The organism is Sporomusa malonica (assembly GCF_900176355.1).
GTDB lineage: Bacteria > Bacillota > Negativicutes > Sporomusales > Sporomusaceae > Sporomusa > Sporomusa malonica.
The window spans coordinates 180,602-196,942 of sequence record NZ_FWXI01000006.1 but is presented as its reverse complement, the minus strand read 5'-3'; the positions used below and the strand labels follow the sequence as shown (position 1 = coordinate 196,942).

The window sequence follows — 16,341 nt, the reverse complement described above, 5'->3', positions numbered from 1 at the left end:
ATATTATGTTATCTTTATTGGAACGCACTCGAACAATCAACAAACTACTGCAGAAATCAGAAAACGTCGAATATACTGAGGTGTCGTCAGTACTCAGTACAGTTATGGCCGCTAATGTTTATATTGTCAGCAAAGACGGTAGTGTTTTAGGATATGCCTTGCTTGACGATTTTGAATGTGATCTTATGCGGGATAAAGTGCTCCAACTGGGTAAATTTCCTGAACGCTATGTTGCATGGCTGCAGAAAATTGACCTGACATCGCCTAATCTTAGATTGGAAGGCGGATTATGTACTTTTAGTGAGGGAACTAGTTGCCTGTTTAACGACAAATTCACTACGATTGTGCCAATTCATGGTGTAGGAGAGCGTGTCGGTACACTGATTGTTGCTAAATTTAGTACAGAGTTTACAGATGATGATTTAGTGCTGGCCGAGTATGGTGCTACCGTTGTTGGTATGGAAATGCTCAGAGACCGTAGCGAAAAAATCGAAGAAGAAGCCAGAAAAAAGGCTACCGTACAAGTTGCGCTAGGAACATTGTCTTACTCGGAATTAGAAGCTGTTATGCATATTTTAAGTGAACTTGAAGGCAATGAAGGTCTTTTGGTTGCCAGTAAAATTGCTGATCGTGTAGGTATAACCCGGTCAGTCATTGTCAACGCGCTACGAAAATTTGAAAGCGCTGGTGTAATTGAGTCTAAATCGCTTGGTATGAAAGGAACATATATTAAAGTCCTTAATGAGCGGTTATTAGAAGAATTGAAGAAATTAAAGAAATAGAAGTGTATATTTATCCAGCTGTATATGTGCAACTGGATTATTCTTCAGGGTCATTAGATAAACCAGGTGGCATAAAGAAGCCACCTGGTTTATATTTGTCTAAAGCGCAGGCTATTGATAAAAAAATATGATAAGGTACATAAAACGAGGAATTTACCTATAGGACGTAAGGCCTATTTACTAAAACTTAACCTGTTCATGAGAAAATATTAAAGGATTTTCATGGATTATGTAGAACTATGCATAAGATTACATCTAAGATACTATGATTGCAGTATATGAGTGATACGTACATTAACAGGAGGGTTAGTAGTGCTTAACTCAATTCTAAAGTCAACTCAAATATCAGTATTGGAAAAAGCGTTGGGCGCAGCCTCACTGCGGCATAAAGTTATAAGTGATAATATTGCTAATGTAAATACACCTAGATTCAAAAAAAGTGAAGTAAGTTTTGAAGATCAGTTAGATTTAGCAATGAACACTAAAAACACGCCGCTTGCCAGAACTCACGAACGCCACTTGCCGATAAAGTCGGGGTTAAATATTGAACCGACTATAAACACCATCACTACTACATCTTTTCGCAGTGACGGCAATAATGTAGATATTGACAGTGAGATGGCCAGTTTAGCTAAAAATTCTATTTATTATGATGCTGTTGCCCAGCAAATGAATAAATACTTTGCCAGCATTAAATCAGCCATTAATGAAGGGAGACGCTAATCATGGGGTTGTTTCGGGCCATTGATGCCGCTGCTTCAGGTATGACAGCCGAGCGTTTGCGTATGGATGTTATCTCTAATAATATTGCCAATGTTAACACTACTCGTACAGCTGAGGGGGGGGCGTATCATCGCCAGATGGTGGTATTTGAGCCACGGTCTGGTCAGGCCTCTTTCGGTCAGATACTCTCTGGTCAAATTAATTCAGGAGATGGTGTTCGAGTAACTGGAATTACTAAAGACAACTCTCCTCTTAAACTTATGTATGATCCGAATCACCCTGATGCGAACCGCGACGGGTATGTGGAAATGCCCAATGTTAACATTGTCACTGAAATGGTCGATATGATTACTGCATCTAGAGCTTACGAGGCCAACGTGGCAGCAGTAAATGCTGCCAAGACTATGGCTTTGAAAGCTTTAGATATCGGAAAATAGGAGAGTATAAATGCGTATTGAAGCTTTAAAATTAATGCCTGTTAAAGGCAAAATTGCTGAAATGGATTCTGTTGATAGTTCTCAGCAACCGGATAAACCATTTGGCGAGTTTTTGAAAGATGCGTTGAATAATGTTAATAATCTTCAGGGCGAATCCCGACAGGCATCAATGAATTTAGCTGCAGGCAAAGTACAAGACATAGCTGAAGTTACTATTGCCGCTGAAAAAGCTGCAATAGCCCTGCAGCTTACCATGCAGGTTCGTAATAAAGTTGTCGACGCCTATCAGGAAGTTATGAGAATGCAGGTTTAATGCTGAATTGGTAACTATTCAGCATTGCCAATAATACCTTGAACAATGTTGGTTAAAAAGAGGTATATATTTTTTTCTTAACTGAAAGGGTGGAGACATGGCTGACTTGAAAGAACAGTCTCTGCGTCTTTGGCAAAATATGAATACTAAACACAGATACATTATATTTGGTGCGGCGGCATTTATATTTCTCGCTATTCTAATATGGAGCTATTGGTGGGGCGGCCGTCCCGATAATGTACCTTTGTTTACTACTCTCGAAGCCGAAGATGCAGGCAAAGTTACTGCAAAGTTAAAAGAAATGAAAGTTAATTATGAAGTTCAAACTGGCAGTAACGGCACTGTCATTTTGGTGCCATCTAAAGATGTGCATAAGCTTAGACTAGATTTAGCCAGTCAGGGTTTGCCGAGAGGGAATAAGGGGTTTGAAATCTTTGAACAGAGCAAATTCGGCACAACTGAATTCCAAAATAAAGTTAATTTACTGCAGGCTATCCAAGGGGAGCTAACCCGAACAATAGAACAGATGGAAGAAGTCGAGAAAGCCAGAGTTCATATTGTTATGTCAGAAGACAGCCTTTATAAGAAAACTGAAAAGCCGGCGTCAGCCTCTATTATGCTTAAGCTTAAGCAATCAGCGCGGCTGTCGCAACAGCAGGTGAAAGGCATTGTTAATTTGGTGGCGCATAGTGTTCAGGGGCTGAAGCCCGAAAATATTACAGTTGTTGATAATCTTGCCAGGGTTTTGAACGATCAGTCAGAAGAACCGCAGCTAGCTGGTGCTACGACTATTACGCAGTTTGAAATGACCAAAAAAGTACAGGACGATTTGCAAAAAAATGTGCAATCTTTACTTGATCAGACATTAGGAATGGGCAAAGCCGCGGCGCGGGTTAATGTTGAGCTTAATTTTGACCAGCGTATTTTAGATCGTCAGACTTTTGAGCCTGTCGTTGACGATAAAGGAATAATTCGTAGTTCTCAGGAACTTAACGAAAACTACAAAGGCAACGCTGGCAATCCTGGCGGTGTTCCAGGAACCACTTCAAACATCCCAGGTTATGTAACTAGCAACAATTCTCAGTCTAATTATGAAAAAAAAGAAGTAATACGTAACTACGAAATAAATGAAACTAAAGAAAAAGTGGTAAGTACGCCCGGATCTATTAAACGCGTTACTGTGGCTGTACTTGTTGACGCCGCTGTGCCGAAAGCGCAACAAGATAGCTTGAGTAAAACCGTGGCTACTGCGATTGGTATTAATCCTTTACGCGGAGACAGTGTTGCCGTAGAAAGTATACAGTTTAGCACTGAACAGATTGACAAACAACGTAAAGAAGAAGAAGAAGCCGCTAAGCAGCAACAACAGGTATTTATGCTTAAAATAGGACTCATTGTTATTGCAATTATAGCGATACTTTATTTGATTCGAATGTATACTCGCCGCCGCGAACAAGAAGAAGAATTTATTGAGGCTGTCGCTGTTGAGCCTCAGTCAATCGCTGATGCAGAAGCACAAACCACTCAGAAAGAACTTACGGCTCAAGAAAAAGAAAGGGCAGAACAACGAACTTCGGTTGAAAAATTTGCGAAATCACGACCTGAAGATGTTGCTCAGTTGCTTAAGACGTGGCTGTCAGAAGAATAACGGGAGGTGTCTAGGTCGTGTACCAGTCAAATGAATTGACAGGCAAGCAAAAAGCAGCAATCTTATTAATCGCGTTAGGTCCTGACATCTCAGCTCAAGTATTAAAACATATGCGTGAAGATGAAATCGAAAAATTAACGCTTGAAATTGCCAATCAGCGCAAATTGTCACAAGAGCAGAAAGATAAGGTGCTCACTGAGTTTCACCAAATGTGCTTGGCAAAAGAATATATTTCCAACGGTGGCTTGGATTATGCCCGCGAAGTACTGGAAAAAGCATTGGGCGCTGAAAAAGCGGTATCAATAATTAATCGCTTAACAACCAGCTTACAAATACGTCCCTTTGATTTTGCCCGCAAGACTGATCCAAGTCAGCTGCTTAACTTCATCCAAAACGAACATCCGCAAACAATTGCTTTAATTATGGCTTATCTTCAGCCTGAACAATCAGCTGCTATTGTTTCGGCGTTACCTCCTGAACGACAGGTGGATGTTGCTCGGCGTATTGCAACCATGGATCGTACATCGCCTGATGTTATACGCGATGTTGAGAGAATCTTAGAGCGTAAGCTGTCGTCGTTGGTAACGCAGGACTTTACTGCCGCAGGTGGCGTCGACTCAATTGTTGAGATTCTTAATCGTGTTGACAGGACCACTGAGCGCACTATTATTGAGAATATGGAAGTGCAGAACCCTGAGTTGGCAGAAGAAATTAAAAAACGTATGTTTGTTTTCGAAGATATTGTGCTCTTGGACGACAGATCGCTTCAGCTTGTGCTTAGAGAAATTGATAATAAAGACCTTGCACTGGCACTGAAAGCAACATCTAGTGAGGTTGCCAATAAAATCTATAAAAATATTTCTAAGCGTGCTGCTGAGATGCTCCGTGAAGAGATTGAATACATGGGGCCTGTTCGCATAAGAGATGTTGAGGAAGCGCAGCAGAAAATTGTAAATAATATTCGTCGTCTCGAAGAATCAGGTGAAATCGTTGTTTCTCGTGGTAAAGGAGACGAAATCATTGTCTAAAATTCTAAAAAGTGTATTATTTGAAAAATCTTCACCAATAATTATTAAGCATCGACCAGCGGTTGAACCGGTACGCGAGGAGCCTCAACAACCGGTAGTGCCAGAAATTTTCCTTGATACTGTGCGCAATGAGGCCGAAAGTATTCTTGCACTAGCTCAGACATCTGCAGCTCAATGTTTGGCTGATGCTGAACTTCATGCGCAAGAATTGGCCCAACAGGCCCAAGAATTGGCTCGTCAGGCCCAAGAAGAAGGTCTTTCGCAAGGGTACGAGGAAGGATTTACGCAAGGTAGACAAGCTGCTTTGTCTGAAATGCAGCAAACCCTGCAATTATCTGTTGAAAGAGCTCACCGCATTGTAACAATTGCGGAGCAAGAAGCATGTCAACTGGTTTTTGATGCAGAACGGCAAATTGTCGAAATTGCACTTGCTGTAGCCAGTAAAGTGTTGGCGCGGGAGATTGCGGAAAACCCTACTACCATACTGCCGATAGTTAAAGAGGCATTAGGCAAGGTTAGCGATCAGGATCATATTGTTATAAGAGTCAATCCTGAAGATTACGAAATGGTGCTAATGGCTAAACGGGATTTACAGCTCATGGTTGGACGGGAACATGCTGTTAGTGTATCTGCTGACCATATCGTTCCTGCAGGAGGCTGTATTATAGATACAGCTTTAGGTACAGTTGATGCTAAGTTAGACACTAAGCTGGAAATGGTTCATAAAGCCATTCAGGAAATACTCCCATGAGCAAAACATTTAATTCTAGCAAATATTTATCAGCTATATATAGTGCCGATACTATGAAATTAAATGGTAGAATCACCCAAGTGATTGGTCTGGTTATTGAGTCGCAGGGACCTAATGTTAATTTGGGAGAATTGTGCTATATTCATCCGCGCAATCAAGGCGAACCTATTCCAGCTGAGGTTGTAGGATTTAGGGAAAACCGCGTCCTTTTAATGCCGGTTGGTGAAATGCAGGGGATAGGGCCAGGTTGTGAAGTGGTGTCTGCCCATAAAACCCTTAAAGTCAGTGTAGGGCGTCAACTATTAGGCCGCATCTTAGATGGTCTAGGTAACCCCATTGACGGCAAGGGGCCGCTTATTAGCAATACCCAATATGCACTTACCACTGCACCTCCACCGCCGTTGACTCGTCGCCGAATTACCGAGAAGCTTGTCGTAGGTGTTCGCGCGATTGACAGTGTATTAACCCTCGGGCGGGGACAACGGGTGGGTATAATGGCTGGCAGCGGTGTTGGTAAAAGCACTTTACTGGGAATGATCGCCCGTAATACAGAAGCCGATATTAGCGTAATCGCTCTTATCGGTGAACGGGGCAGGGAAGTAAGGGAATTTATTGAGCGCGATTTAGGGGAAGAAGGGCTTAAACGTTCTGTTGTAGTTGTTGCTACGTCCGATCAACCGGCCTTAGTCAGAATTAAGGGAGCTATGACAGCTACTGCAATTGCCGAATATTTTAGAGACCAGGGCATGGATGTTATGCTGATGATGGATTCAGTTACCCGATTTGCTATGGCGCAACGCGAAGTCGGTTTGACTATTGGTGAACCTCCAGCCACCAGGGGGTATACCCCCTCAGTTTTTGCCATGCTGCCTAAACTTTTAGAACGTTCAGGCACTGGTAATAGAGGGTCAATAACGGGAATTTATACTGTGCTTGTTGACGGCGACGATATGAATGAACCAATTGCGGATGCTGTCCGCAGTATCTTGGATGGGCATATTGTTTTGACTCGGAACTTAGCAGCACAAAATCATTATCCAGCTATTGATGTGTTAGCCAGCGTTAGCCGGGTTATGTTGGAAATCACTGAGAAGGAGCATGTGCAGTGCGCTCAACAGTTACGCACCCTGCTGGCAACTTATCGTGAAGCCGAAGACTTAATCAATATTGGTGCGTATGCTCAGGGCAGTAATAGTAATATTGATAAAGCGATTGCGGTTATTGGTGAAATAAAAAAATTCCTTCAGCAGGACGTCTATGAAAATACCCCAGTATCAGAGACGGTTGAGCGTCTAAAAATACTGGTTGCGTGATGAGCCAATAAGGATGGTCTGATATGAAGAAATTTCGGTTCCGCCTTGAGACGCTGCTGAGATTTCGTAAAATGCAAGAGGAGCAGGCTCAAATCAAGCTTGCTGAAGCTGCCACCCAATTACACAAGCAGCAAGAATTTTTGAATTTATTACAAAATCAACTTGCGTCTAACATTGATTTGCTTAGCCGAGAGCAAGCTGCCAGCCCGACTATTGAAACTCTTAAGACATTCAGTTATTATATCGATAAAATTAAGAGAGATATCACTAAGCAGCAAGAACAAGTAGATAAAGCAGATTCGTATCGTCAGGAATGCCTTGTAGAACTAGAAAGTGCCATTAAGCAAAGAAAACTAGTTGATAACCTACGCGAAAAGCGTTTGGAACAATATCATAACGAATTACTGCAGGAAGAACAAAAGATTCTTGATGAGCTTGGAACGCAGGCTTTTGTGCGTAACAGGAGAGTGGATTAAAATGTTACAAAGTGTTAATCAAGTTATGCAGCGGATTTCAAATATCGAACGGCGCTTTTCGCCGTCAGAATCAAGAAAGGCAGTTAGTAGTAATTTTGCGACAACACTTGCCTCAGCTACTACCGACCTGATGGATAGCGGAAAGGCTACCGCATTCAACCCTAGCGCAAAACAAGGCGACATAGCTAAAATGGTACATTTAGCTGCTAACAAACATGGTGTTGATCCTAAGCTGGCTATGGCCGTTGCCGAGGCGGAGTCTGGACTTTCTGCAAATGTTGTTTCACCTGTTGGCGCAGTCGGCGTTATGCAGCTGATGCCGGAAACAGCTCGCTCGCTCGATGTGCGTAATATTACTGATCCGTATGAGAATATTGACGGTGGTGTTCGTTATCTAAAACAGATGCTGACAATGTTTGGTGGCGATGTTACTAAAGCTGTAGCTGCCTATAATGCTGGGCCGCAAGCAGTAAAAAATTATAACGGTGTTCCGCCGTACAGTGAAACACGCAACTATGTAGCCAGGGTATTATCACTGGCCAAGTAGAGGAGTCTGACTAAATCATGGCTGAAAAACCAAAAGCTCCTGTTGCAAACTCTAAACAGCTGCCACAGTCTAAGTCAGGCTTGATGTTTAAAGTTATGGCAATAGCCGTAGCATTATTGATTTTAATCGTTATCGGTTTTGCCGCCGGTATCTACTTGAAATTGATTGACGTAGAAAAATTGGCTAATGATATGAATTTAGCTAAATACCCGGTAATTGGTGGTTTTTTTCCGAAAACCAACTTTGAGACTGTAGAATTAGAAGAAGATGGTTCGAATGGCCAGCAAACAGCACCTGTTAAACCAAATCAGACACAGACACGACAGCCAATACCGACTCTTCCAGTTCCTCAGCCAGCAAACCCTAATATAATCACAAAAGAAGACTTAGAGAAACAAGCTAAGCTTAAGCAACAGGAAGAAGCTAAGCGTATTTCCAAACTGGCCCGTTTGTATGGTGCAATGAAACCTGAAGAAGCCATAGCCATTATGCAAGAGCTTGATGATCCTACTGTTATTGCTATCTTCAGTAAAATGGAAGAAGAACAAGTGTCTAAAATTCTGGCGTTGCTTGACTCTAAACGGGCCGCTCGCTTAACTCAAGATATGCTTAAAGGGCAGGCTCAGCCGCTTACCCTTTAGTATAATTCCAAGAAGTTGAAAGGAGGTGAAAAAATGAATGTAGCATTAAATATGTTGAAACCGAACCAGATGGAAACGTCGGCATTACCTGGTAAAACTGTTAATCCTAAGACGAAGAGTGCGCAGAGAACTAGCTTTAGTGATTCTCTCAATAACGCAGTGTCGCAATCTAACAAAACTACTCAAGAAAAGAACCAGAATACTGTCGAGCAGTTAAATGCTGTCGAGATTAAGCCACTTAATACATCTATAGTTCCTAGTGGTGTGGCTAACTTAGTAAAGAAAAATCTAGATTCTACCACCGACCAAACGGGGACTGATTTGTCTAGTATTCTCGATATTAATACACCCGAAGCTGATTCTGTAGAGACAGCACAGTCAAGTCCGGATATGCCAATTGCTATTAATAATAGTGCAATAGTTGTGCAAATGATAATTCCGGTGCAAACGGCCACCGATGTGGCGGATGCACCAACAGAATCAACTACTGCCTCTATAGCTGCGGTTTCGGTCAATTTTTCTGAAGCACCTGTAGTCTCGTCAGGGCAGAATGTTCAGTCGCTTGCAACACTTGCTGATAATTGTGACGTAGTGAATAGTCAAATTAACCAGACACCGGATCTGTTGCCAAGCTTACATCAGTCCAGTAAGGATCAGCCAACAACAGCGAGAACTGAGAATGTTATTTTAACAAACAGCCCAGACCAAGCTGATCCTTCCTCAACACTTTTTGAAACTGGTATTGATCAGCAGCCTATGCAGATAAAAAACATGAATGCTATTCTAACAAACAGCCCAGACCAAGCTGATACCTCATCAACACTTCTTACAACTGCTGTTACTGAGTCGGTGTTGTCGAAAACCATAGCGAGTGATTCTATGCAAGCTGTAGATCCAAACTTTATCCCTGTCGTAAGTTTGCAGGATAAAAGTTCTAAACAACAGTTTAATAGTGAGAGACAAAACGAAAGCTCAACAGACCAAAACCTGTTCACACAGCCTCAAGTGGTTCAAGATACAAGTGCTGACACTGTCGACATATTTACTCCCCACATGATTGTACAAGGTATGGAATCGCTATTGGCTAAAAGTGATACACTTGGGACAACATCAGTTACGGAGACTCAACAGCAACCGAATTCGTTAACAGATATCCATCAAGTCGTCGACCAGATAGTTGAGCAAACAAAAATTATTTCTAAGCCACAAAATACGGAAATGATTATTAAGCTTAAGCCTGAACATCTTGGTGAACTTACCCTCAAGGTAGTTATTGAGAATGGCACAGTCAAAGCTAGTTTCCATTCTGATAATACTGAAGTACGCAGTATCATTGAGGCATCTCTTCCCCAACTTAAACAAGATTTGGCTAATAATGGTCTAAAAGTAGAAAATGTGAGCGTATATGCCGGACTAAGCCAATTTTCTCCAAATCAAGATCATGATCGCAGTTCGCGTCAGCAGATAATTAAGTTAAATAATAAGAAATCGTCAGACGACTTTATTGAGGCAATTGGGAGCGAGAATAATTCAGGGAAAGTCACTGGATTGGGTACGCAATCGGGTGTAGATTACCGTATCTAGAATAAGGAGGAATTTGAGATGGCTAGTGTATTTGGAGTTGGTAATACGAATCAGAGCACATCTGATACAAGTCAAACGAATCGTAAGGCGAATGACGAACTGGGAAAAAATGATTTCTTAAAATTATTGACTACTCAGCTTCAATATCAAGACCCGATGAATCCGATGGAAGATAAAGAATTCATTGCTCAAATGGCGCAATTTTCAAGTTTGGAACAAATGCAGAATATGAATTCTTCCATGGCTATGACACAAGCCAGCAATATGATTGGTATGCAAATAAAATATACTGATAGTAATGCTGTAGAACAGACTGGTATAGTTACCTCAGTAAGAATGGTTGATGGTGAACCTAAGTTACTTATTGGCGACACCTCAGTTGAATTAAGTGCTGTAACGGCTGTGGAGATTCCAGGGCTGACTAAAGCATAATGGCTGATAGTCGTATTTATAATCCGTACCAGCCAATGCCAACGGTTGTTTCACCACTCAAACCGGTAGGAGCCCAGCCAAGTACTGCAGCGAATAAAGCAGGCACAGGCTCTAGTTTTAACCAGATGTTAGAACAAGAGATATCTGGTGTCAAGTTTTCGCAGCATGCATTGCAGCGGCTAAACAGCCGCAAGATCCAGCTTGACAGCAGTCAACTCAGCCAACTAAGCCAGGCTGTCGAGAAAGCGGCACAAAAAGGTGCAAAAGAGTCACTAATCTTAATGAATAACAGCCTAGCCTTTGTTGTAAGTGTTAAAAATAGGACAGTAATCACGGCTTTGGATGGCGACAGTATGAAAGATAATGTATTTACTAATATTGACAGTGCAGTAATTATTTAAGGGCTGGACCTCTTGAGGAAGCCCGTCAAAGCTGCTGACTGACAGATGCAGCTAAATTTAATTGAATTTTAATTTAGAGGAGGTCATTATTCTACTATGATGCGTTCATTATTTGCCGGCGTTTCCGGCCTCAAAAACCATCAGACCCGTATGGATGTTATTGGTAATAATATTGCCAATGTGAATACTGTAGGTTTTAAATCAGGTCGCGTCACTTTTCAGGATATGTTAAGTCAGACACTGCAAGGCGCCTCCAGTGCTCAAGGCAACCGTGGCGGCACTAATCCGATGCAGATCGGGATGGGCATGGGTTTGGCCAGTATTGATACGATATTTACTGACGGAAGCTTTCAGCCAACAGGCAAGCAGACAGATTTAGCCATTTCAGGACAGGGGTTTTTTGTTCTGAGTGATGGGCTTAACCAAGTATTTACCCGTGCCGGTGCGTTTGACTTTGATACTGAAGGTAACTACTTGGTACCTGGTACAGGTTACAAGGTAATGGGGTGGGCAGCAGATTCTAAAGGTGTGATTAACTCCAAACAAGAAGCAAAAAGTATTCAGATTCCAGTAGGTTCCGCTATGCCTGCGCAAGTGACAAGTAAGTTGTCTTATGTCAATAATTTATCGGCGAGTGCTAATGCGCTAGGGCCTGCATCTGCGGCTACAAATGCTGCTCCGTTAGCTACAGCAGCAACCGCAAATGCCGTTACAGATGCAGCTGCTCTCTTAACTACAGCGACAAATGAAGCCGCCACAGCAGCCATAGCGAAAACTACAGCTAAAGCAGTATACGATGCAGCTGTTGCAGACCTAGCTACAGCTAATTCCGGAATTGTTGCCGGAGATGCTGCATTGCTTACAAGTGTTAATACAGCTTATGCTTTGTTATCGACCACAGCCAAAGCGTCAGTTGATGCCAAAGCGGCACTGGCATATGATCCCACAAATCCGCAATTTATTGCAAACGATGCTGCAGCTACTGCTGCACTGGTAGCTGGAGATGCTGCAGCTATTGCGACTTACAATTTAACATATGGCACGCTTACAGCTACCGCTAAAGCCGTAATTGATACGACAGCTGCAGTTGCATCAACAAACGCAAGCCTAGCTAAAGCTACGACCTTAGATGCAGCCACAGCAGCTGCGAAAGCAGCAGCTATAGCTGCTAATGATGCAGCTATAGCTGCTGATACAGCAGCAGTAGCTGCTCAAGCAGCGGTAATAGCTGCATATGGTACTACGCCTGCTTCAGGGACACCTGAAGATGCAATTGCTTTAACTGCTACAGCCGCTACTGCCGCCAAGAAGGCAGCTACTGCCGCTCAAACTGCAGTAACTACTGCTCAAACTGCGGTTACTGCAGGAGCGGCTGCGGGTCTGGCTACAGATGCCGTTACAGCTAAGACCACTGCAGACTTAGCTGTAACGGCAACGGCCACAGCGGCAACGACAGCTGCCGCTGCAAATGATAAAACATCCGATGTTCCAACTTCTATTAATGTATATGATTCGCAGGGAAATGCCTATAAACTGAATGGAACATTTGAAAAAACAGCAGACAATACATGGTCGTTTATGCCTGACAGCACGGTGGTGGACTCAAATGGTGTGACTGTAGCTAACCTGTCTTCCTCTGTGCCGGTAGTAGTTAGCTTTAATACTGATGGGACATTTGCAAGTGCCTCCTCGGCAACATTTACAATTGATCCAACTGGTCTTACACCCCCCAGTCCATATTCTGGCGCTGGTCCGTTTACTGTGACTCCAGACTTTTCTACTATGACCCAGTATGGGGGTGAGTCTACTGCTCTGGCCAGCGGACAGGATGGCTATGCAGCAGGTACCTTGAGTACTGTATCCATTGACCCCACAGGGACTATTGTCGGGCGGTTCACTAATGGAATGAGTCAGAACTTAGCTCAAGTTGCTTTAGCGGTCTTTAATAATCCTGCAGGTTTAAATAAAGTGGGCGAGAGTATGTTTGTTAAATCTACCAACTCAGGTGATCCGCAAATTGGGACAAGTGACACTGGGGGGCGGGGTAAATTTAGCCCAGGCTCGTTAGAGATGTCGAATGTTGACTTAGCGCAAGAATTCAGTAATATGATCATTACTCAGCGCGGCTTCCAGGCGAACTCCAAAATCATTACAACTTCTGACGAAATGCTGGAACAATTGGCTAATCTGAAACGGTAACTAATGTAAGGTAGCGGGGGGAATGCCTCCCTTCCGCTACTTATTCTTTGAGAAATTTAGATTAGGAGGGATTAGTATGATTAGGGTTACAAAACTTAAGTCACAGGATCGTGATTTTATTGTTAATGCGGAGCTAATCGAGACCATTGAAGAGACGCCAGACACAGTAATCACATTGACTAGTGGCAAGAAACTAATTGTTGAAGAGTCGATGGATGAAATTGTACGCAAAGTAATGGATTATCGCCGAGCCTTGTTTAAAAATATGCGGTAAACTAACATAACAGTTTATGTATTAATATAATTTAGAAACTAGGAAAAATACACTGTAAATGGAGGTGCACCAGTGGCTGAAGAAGAAAAACCAAAGAAAATGTCGATGATGGTCATCATCATCTTGATTGTGGTTGGCTTAATTTTAGCCGGTGGTATTTCATATTTGATTGCTACCCGAGTTGTGGCTGACAAAACAGTCGAAAAAAAAGCATCCCAGCGTGAGCCAGGACAGTTTATTAAGCTTGGTGATACAAAGGAAGGGCTTATTCTCAATATCGGCGGTGTAAACAGTGGTCGCTATCTTAAAATTGGCTTAATCGTAGAACTAAAGCCTGATAAGAATGCAGCACCGAAAGAGGGAAAAACGCAATCCCCTGAAGAAATTAGGATATTAGACACCGCTGTCTATGTTTTACGGTCACAGAAACTGGAAGACTTTGATCCGGCAAAACAAGATCAGCTAAAAGAGATGCTGAAAAATGAAATTAATAAGACTCTCACTGAAGAAAGGGTCTATGATATCTATATAACCAATTTCGTTTTACAGTAGATTCGTATCGATAATTGTAGATTCATATCAATTATTTTAGTATAATAAAAATGACTATTGATTAATATGATTATTTTTGATAGATTATCTTTTTTCTGATGCGAAAGGAGGGGAAAGATTGGCAGGGCCAGATGTTTTATCGCAAGCCGAGATAGATGAACTATTGTCAGCTTTGTCTACCGGTGTTGTAACTGCTGAGGAAATAAAAACCGAAGAGAGACAGCGCAAAATCAAAACATACGATTTTAAGCGCCCGGATAAGTTTTCTAAAGATCAAATACGAACTATTTATATGCTTCATGAAAACTTTGCCCGGCTGATTAATACCTATCTTTCAGCGCATCTTCGGACTCTTATTCATATTGATGTTGCTTCTGTTGACCAGTTGACGTATGAAGAATTTATCCGTTCAATGCCAAATCCCAGCGTTATAAGTATTTTTCAGATGCGTCCGCTTAAAGGTAACGCAATATTGGAGATGAATCCTAATATTGTATTGGCTATTATTGACAGGTTGTTTGGTGGTCTAGGTTCGCCGCCGGCTAAACCACGTTCTTTGACTGATATTGAGGAAGCTATCATTAGGCGTGTAATCAACAAGTGCATGGAAAGTATGCAGGAAGCCTGGAAACAAGTTGTAACCATTGAGCCCCGTATGGAGGCTTTGGAAACCAATCCCCAGTTTACTCAAATTGTTCCTCCTAATGACATGGTGGTGCTCATTACTCTTCAAGCTAAAATTGGTCAGGCTGAAGGGTTAATGAATATATGTATTCCTTATCTAGTGCTTGAACCAATTATGTCTAAACTTACCACGAGTTTTTGGGTGGCTTCTGCCGCTGCCAAACAAGCATCGCCGGAAACAGTAAATGCCCTGCAGCGGAAACTGGAAAGAACGCTTATACCGGTGATTGTTGAGCTTGGACAGGCTACTGTTACCGTTCACGAACTATTAGATTTAGGCGTGGGCGATGTGCTACAACTTGAAACTAAAGCTGAAAGTGACTTAAGTATAATTATCGGCAACCGGGAAAAGTTTAAGTGCAAACCCGGTTTAGTTGGCCTAAAAAATGCGATTCAAATTACTCAAGTAATTTCCCAAGGAGATGATAATGATGAGTGACGGATTTCTGTCCCAAGAGGAAATAGACGCTTTACTACGAGGCGAACCAGTTGCAGCCTCGCCATCTCCGGCTGGGTCTGAATTGTCAGATATTGAAAAAGATGCTCTGGGCGAAATTGGAAATATATCAATGGGGACTGCTGCCACTACTTTGTCTGTGCTTTTAGGAAGACGGGTATCAATTACTACTCCCAAAGTTTCAATATCAAATTTAAATGAAATAAAACGTCAATATCCACTTCCGTATTTAGTCATTGAAGTCGGCTATACTCATGGTTTATTAGGAACTAATATTCTTGCTATGCGTGAACAGGATGCACTCATTATTGCCGATTTAATGATGGGTGGAGAGGGAACTAACCCGCCATCAGAATTGAATGAACTATATATGAGTGCTGTTAGCGAATCCATGAATCAGATGATGGGTTCGACGGCAACCTCAATATCCACTATTTTCAAAAAGAAAGTAGATATAGCTCCACCTAAGGTTAATTTGTTAGATTTTGCACTGGACCCCAATGTTACAAATATTATTTCCGGTGACGATGCATTAGTACGTGTGTCTTTCCGTATGGAAGTAGAAGATTTAATTGACAGTGAGCTTATGCAGATATTGCCGCTTAATGTTGCGAAGGAAATGGTGGAAAACCTGATGAGTGCTGTTCAGCCAGCCGCCTCACCACCGCCTACACCTGCAGCACCTCCTAAACCTGCAGCTACGCCACAGCCTGCCCCCACCTACGCGCAACCTGCAGCGCCGCAGCCTGCGCAAAATGTTGCTGTACAGCCGGTTCAGTTTGCACCATTAAAGCCGGTAGGCATGCCTGGTACTGATACTAATATTGGTCTCCTTATGGATGTACCGCTACAGATAACTGTAGAGCTCGGGCGCACCCGCAAATTAATTCGCGATATTCTGGAATTGACGCCAGGTTCAGTCGTTGAGCTTGATAAACTTGCTGGCGAGCCTGTAGATATTCTGGTTAATGGTAAACTAATCGCCAAAGGTGAAGTCGTGGTAATTGATGAAAACTTCGGCGTGAGGATTACCGATATAGTGAGTCCTTTGGAACGGGCTCACAATCTTCAGTAGTAATTCCAAATTTTATTTGAGATA

19 protein-coding genes are annotated in these 16,341 nt (G+C 42.4%); all 19 read left to right on the top strand.

Going from position 1 to position 16,341, the window contains the following annotated elements; all coding sequences use genetic code 11:
- Positions 1–5: 5 nt before the first annotated feature.
- The 19 genes from codY (at position 6) to fliY (ending at position 16,317) form a co-directional block, all read left to right on the top strand.
- Positions 6–782: a GTP-sensing pleiotropic transcriptional regulator CodY gene (gene codY / locus B9A22_RS09255; RefSeq protein WP_084575436.1), complete on the top strand. Its 777-nt coding sequence runs from the start codon at positions 6–8 to the stop codon at positions 780–782.
- A gap of 312 nt (positions 783–1,094) precedes the next feature.
- Complete coding sequence (gene flgB, locus B9A22_RS09250; protein WP_084575435.1) at positions 1,095–1,505, top strand: flagellar basal body rod protein FlgB; 411 nt, start codon at positions 1,095–1,097, stop codon at positions 1,503–1,505.
- A 2-nt stretch (positions 1,506–1,507) separates the two neighbouring features.
- Positions 1,508–1,942 (top strand): flagellar basal body rod protein FlgC, encoded by a 435-nt coding sequence (gene flgC / locus B9A22_RS09245; protein ID WP_084575434.1) that lies wholly within the window; start codon positions 1,508–1,510, stop codon positions 1,940–1,942.
- 10 nt (positions 1,943–1,952) lie between these two features.
- Positions 1,953–2,255, top strand: a complete 303-nt coding sequence (fliE, locus tag B9A22_RS09240; RefSeq protein WP_084575433.1) for a flagellar hook-basal body complex protein FliE — start codon at positions 1,953–1,955, stop codon at positions 2,253–2,255.
- A 97-nt stretch (positions 2,256–2,352) separates the two neighbouring features.
- The gene (gene fliF, locus B9A22_RS09235) at positions 2,353–3,903 is read left to right on the top strand and encodes a flagellar basal-body MS-ring/collar protein FliF (RefSeq protein WP_084575432.1); all 1,551 of its coding nucleotides are present in this window, start codon (positions 2,353–2,355) and stop codon (positions 3,901–3,903) included.
- Positions 3,904–3,920: 17 nt separating this feature from the next.
- Positions 3,921–4,931 carry a flagellar motor switch protein FliG gene (gene fliG / locus B9A22_RS09230; protein ID WP_084575431.1) on the top strand — a complete coding sequence of 337 codons (1,011 nt, stop codon included), beginning with the start codon at positions 3,921–3,923 and terminating at the stop codon, positions 4,929–4,931.
- Positions 4,924–5,682, top strand: a complete 759-nt coding sequence (locus B9A22_RS09225; RefSeq protein ID WP_084575430.1) for a FliH/SctL family protein — start codon at positions 4,924–4,926, stop codon at positions 5,680–5,682. Before fliG ends, B9A22_RS09225 begins: the two co-directional genes overlap by 8 nt.
- Positions 5,679–6,995 carry a flagellar protein export ATPase FliI gene (fliI, locus tag B9A22_RS09220; RefSeq protein WP_084575429.1) on the top strand — a complete coding sequence of 439 codons (1,317 nt, stop codon included), beginning with the start codon at positions 5,679–5,681 and terminating at the stop codon, positions 6,993–6,995. The genes B9A22_RS09225 and fliI overlap by 4 nt, the downstream gene beginning before the upstream one ends.
- Before the next feature lie 23 nt (positions 6,996–7,018).
- The gene (fliJ, locus tag B9A22_RS09215; protein ID WP_084575428.1) at positions 7,019–7,471 is read left to right on the top strand and encodes a flagellar export protein FliJ; all 453 of its coding nucleotides are present in this window, start codon (positions 7,019–7,021) and stop codon (positions 7,469–7,471) included.
- A 1-nt stretch (position 7,472) separates the two neighbouring features.
- A complete protein-coding gene (locus B9A22_RS09210; protein WP_176215454.1) occupies positions 7,473–8,018 on the top strand; it encodes a lytic transglycosylase domain-containing protein in 546 nt (181 codons plus the stop codon).
- 17 nt (positions 8,019–8,035) lie between these two features.
- The gene (locus tag B9A22_RS09205; RefSeq protein WP_084575426.1) at positions 8,036–8,659 is read left to right on the top strand and encodes a MotE family protein; all 624 of its coding nucleotides are present in this window, start codon (positions 8,036–8,038) and stop codon (positions 8,657–8,659) included.
- Between the two features lie 33 nt (positions 8,660–8,692).
- Positions 8,693–10,243, top strand: a complete 1,551-nt coding sequence (locus B9A22_RS09200) for a flagellar hook-length control protein FliK (RefSeq protein WP_084575425.1) — start codon at positions 8,693–8,695, stop codon at positions 10,241–10,243.
- 18 nt (positions 10,244–10,261) lie between these two features.
- Positions 10,262–10,675 carry a flagellar hook assembly protein FlgD gene (gene flgD / locus B9A22_RS09195; protein WP_084575424.1) on the top strand — a complete coding sequence of 138 codons (414 nt, stop codon included), beginning with the start codon at positions 10,262–10,264 and terminating at the stop codon, positions 10,673–10,675.
- A complete protein-coding gene (locus B9A22_RS09190; protein ID WP_084575423.1) occupies positions 10,675–11,076 on the top strand; it encodes a TIGR02530 family flagellar biosynthesis protein in 402 nt (133 codons plus the stop codon). Before flgD ends, B9A22_RS09190 begins: the two co-directional genes overlap by 1 nt.
- A 96-nt stretch (positions 11,077–11,172) precedes the next feature.
- Positions 11,173–13,275, top strand: coding sequence for a flagellar hook-basal body complex protein (locus B9A22_RS09185; RefSeq protein ID WP_084575422.1), 2,103 nt, complete (start codon positions 11,173–11,175; stop codon positions 13,273–13,275).
- 76 nt (positions 13,276–13,351) lie between these two features.
- Positions 13,352–13,549 (top strand): flagellar FlbD family protein, encoded by a 198-nt coding sequence (locus tag B9A22_RS09180; RefSeq protein ID WP_084575421.1) that lies wholly within the window; start codon positions 13,352–13,354, stop codon positions 13,547–13,549.
- A 72-nt stretch (positions 13,550–13,621) separates the two neighbouring features.
- On the top strand, positions 13,622–14,101 hold the full coding sequence (locus tag B9A22_RS09175) for a flagellar basal body-associated FliL family protein (protein WP_245823912.1): 480 nt from the start codon (positions 13,622–13,624) through the stop codon (positions 14,099–14,101).
- A gap of 118 nt (positions 14,102–14,219) precedes the next feature.
- On the top strand, positions 14,220–15,224 hold the full coding sequence (fliM, locus tag B9A22_RS09170; RefSeq protein WP_084575420.1) for a flagellar motor switch protein FliM: 1,005 nt from the start codon (positions 14,220–14,222) through the stop codon (positions 15,222–15,224).
- Positions 15,217–16,317, top strand: coding sequence for a flagellar motor switch phosphatase FliY (gene fliY / locus B9A22_RS09165; RefSeq protein WP_084575419.1), 1,101 nt, complete (start codon positions 15,217–15,219; stop codon positions 16,315–16,317). Before fliM ends, fliY begins: the two co-directional genes overlap by 8 nt.
- Positions 16,318–16,341 lie beyond the last annotated feature (24 nt).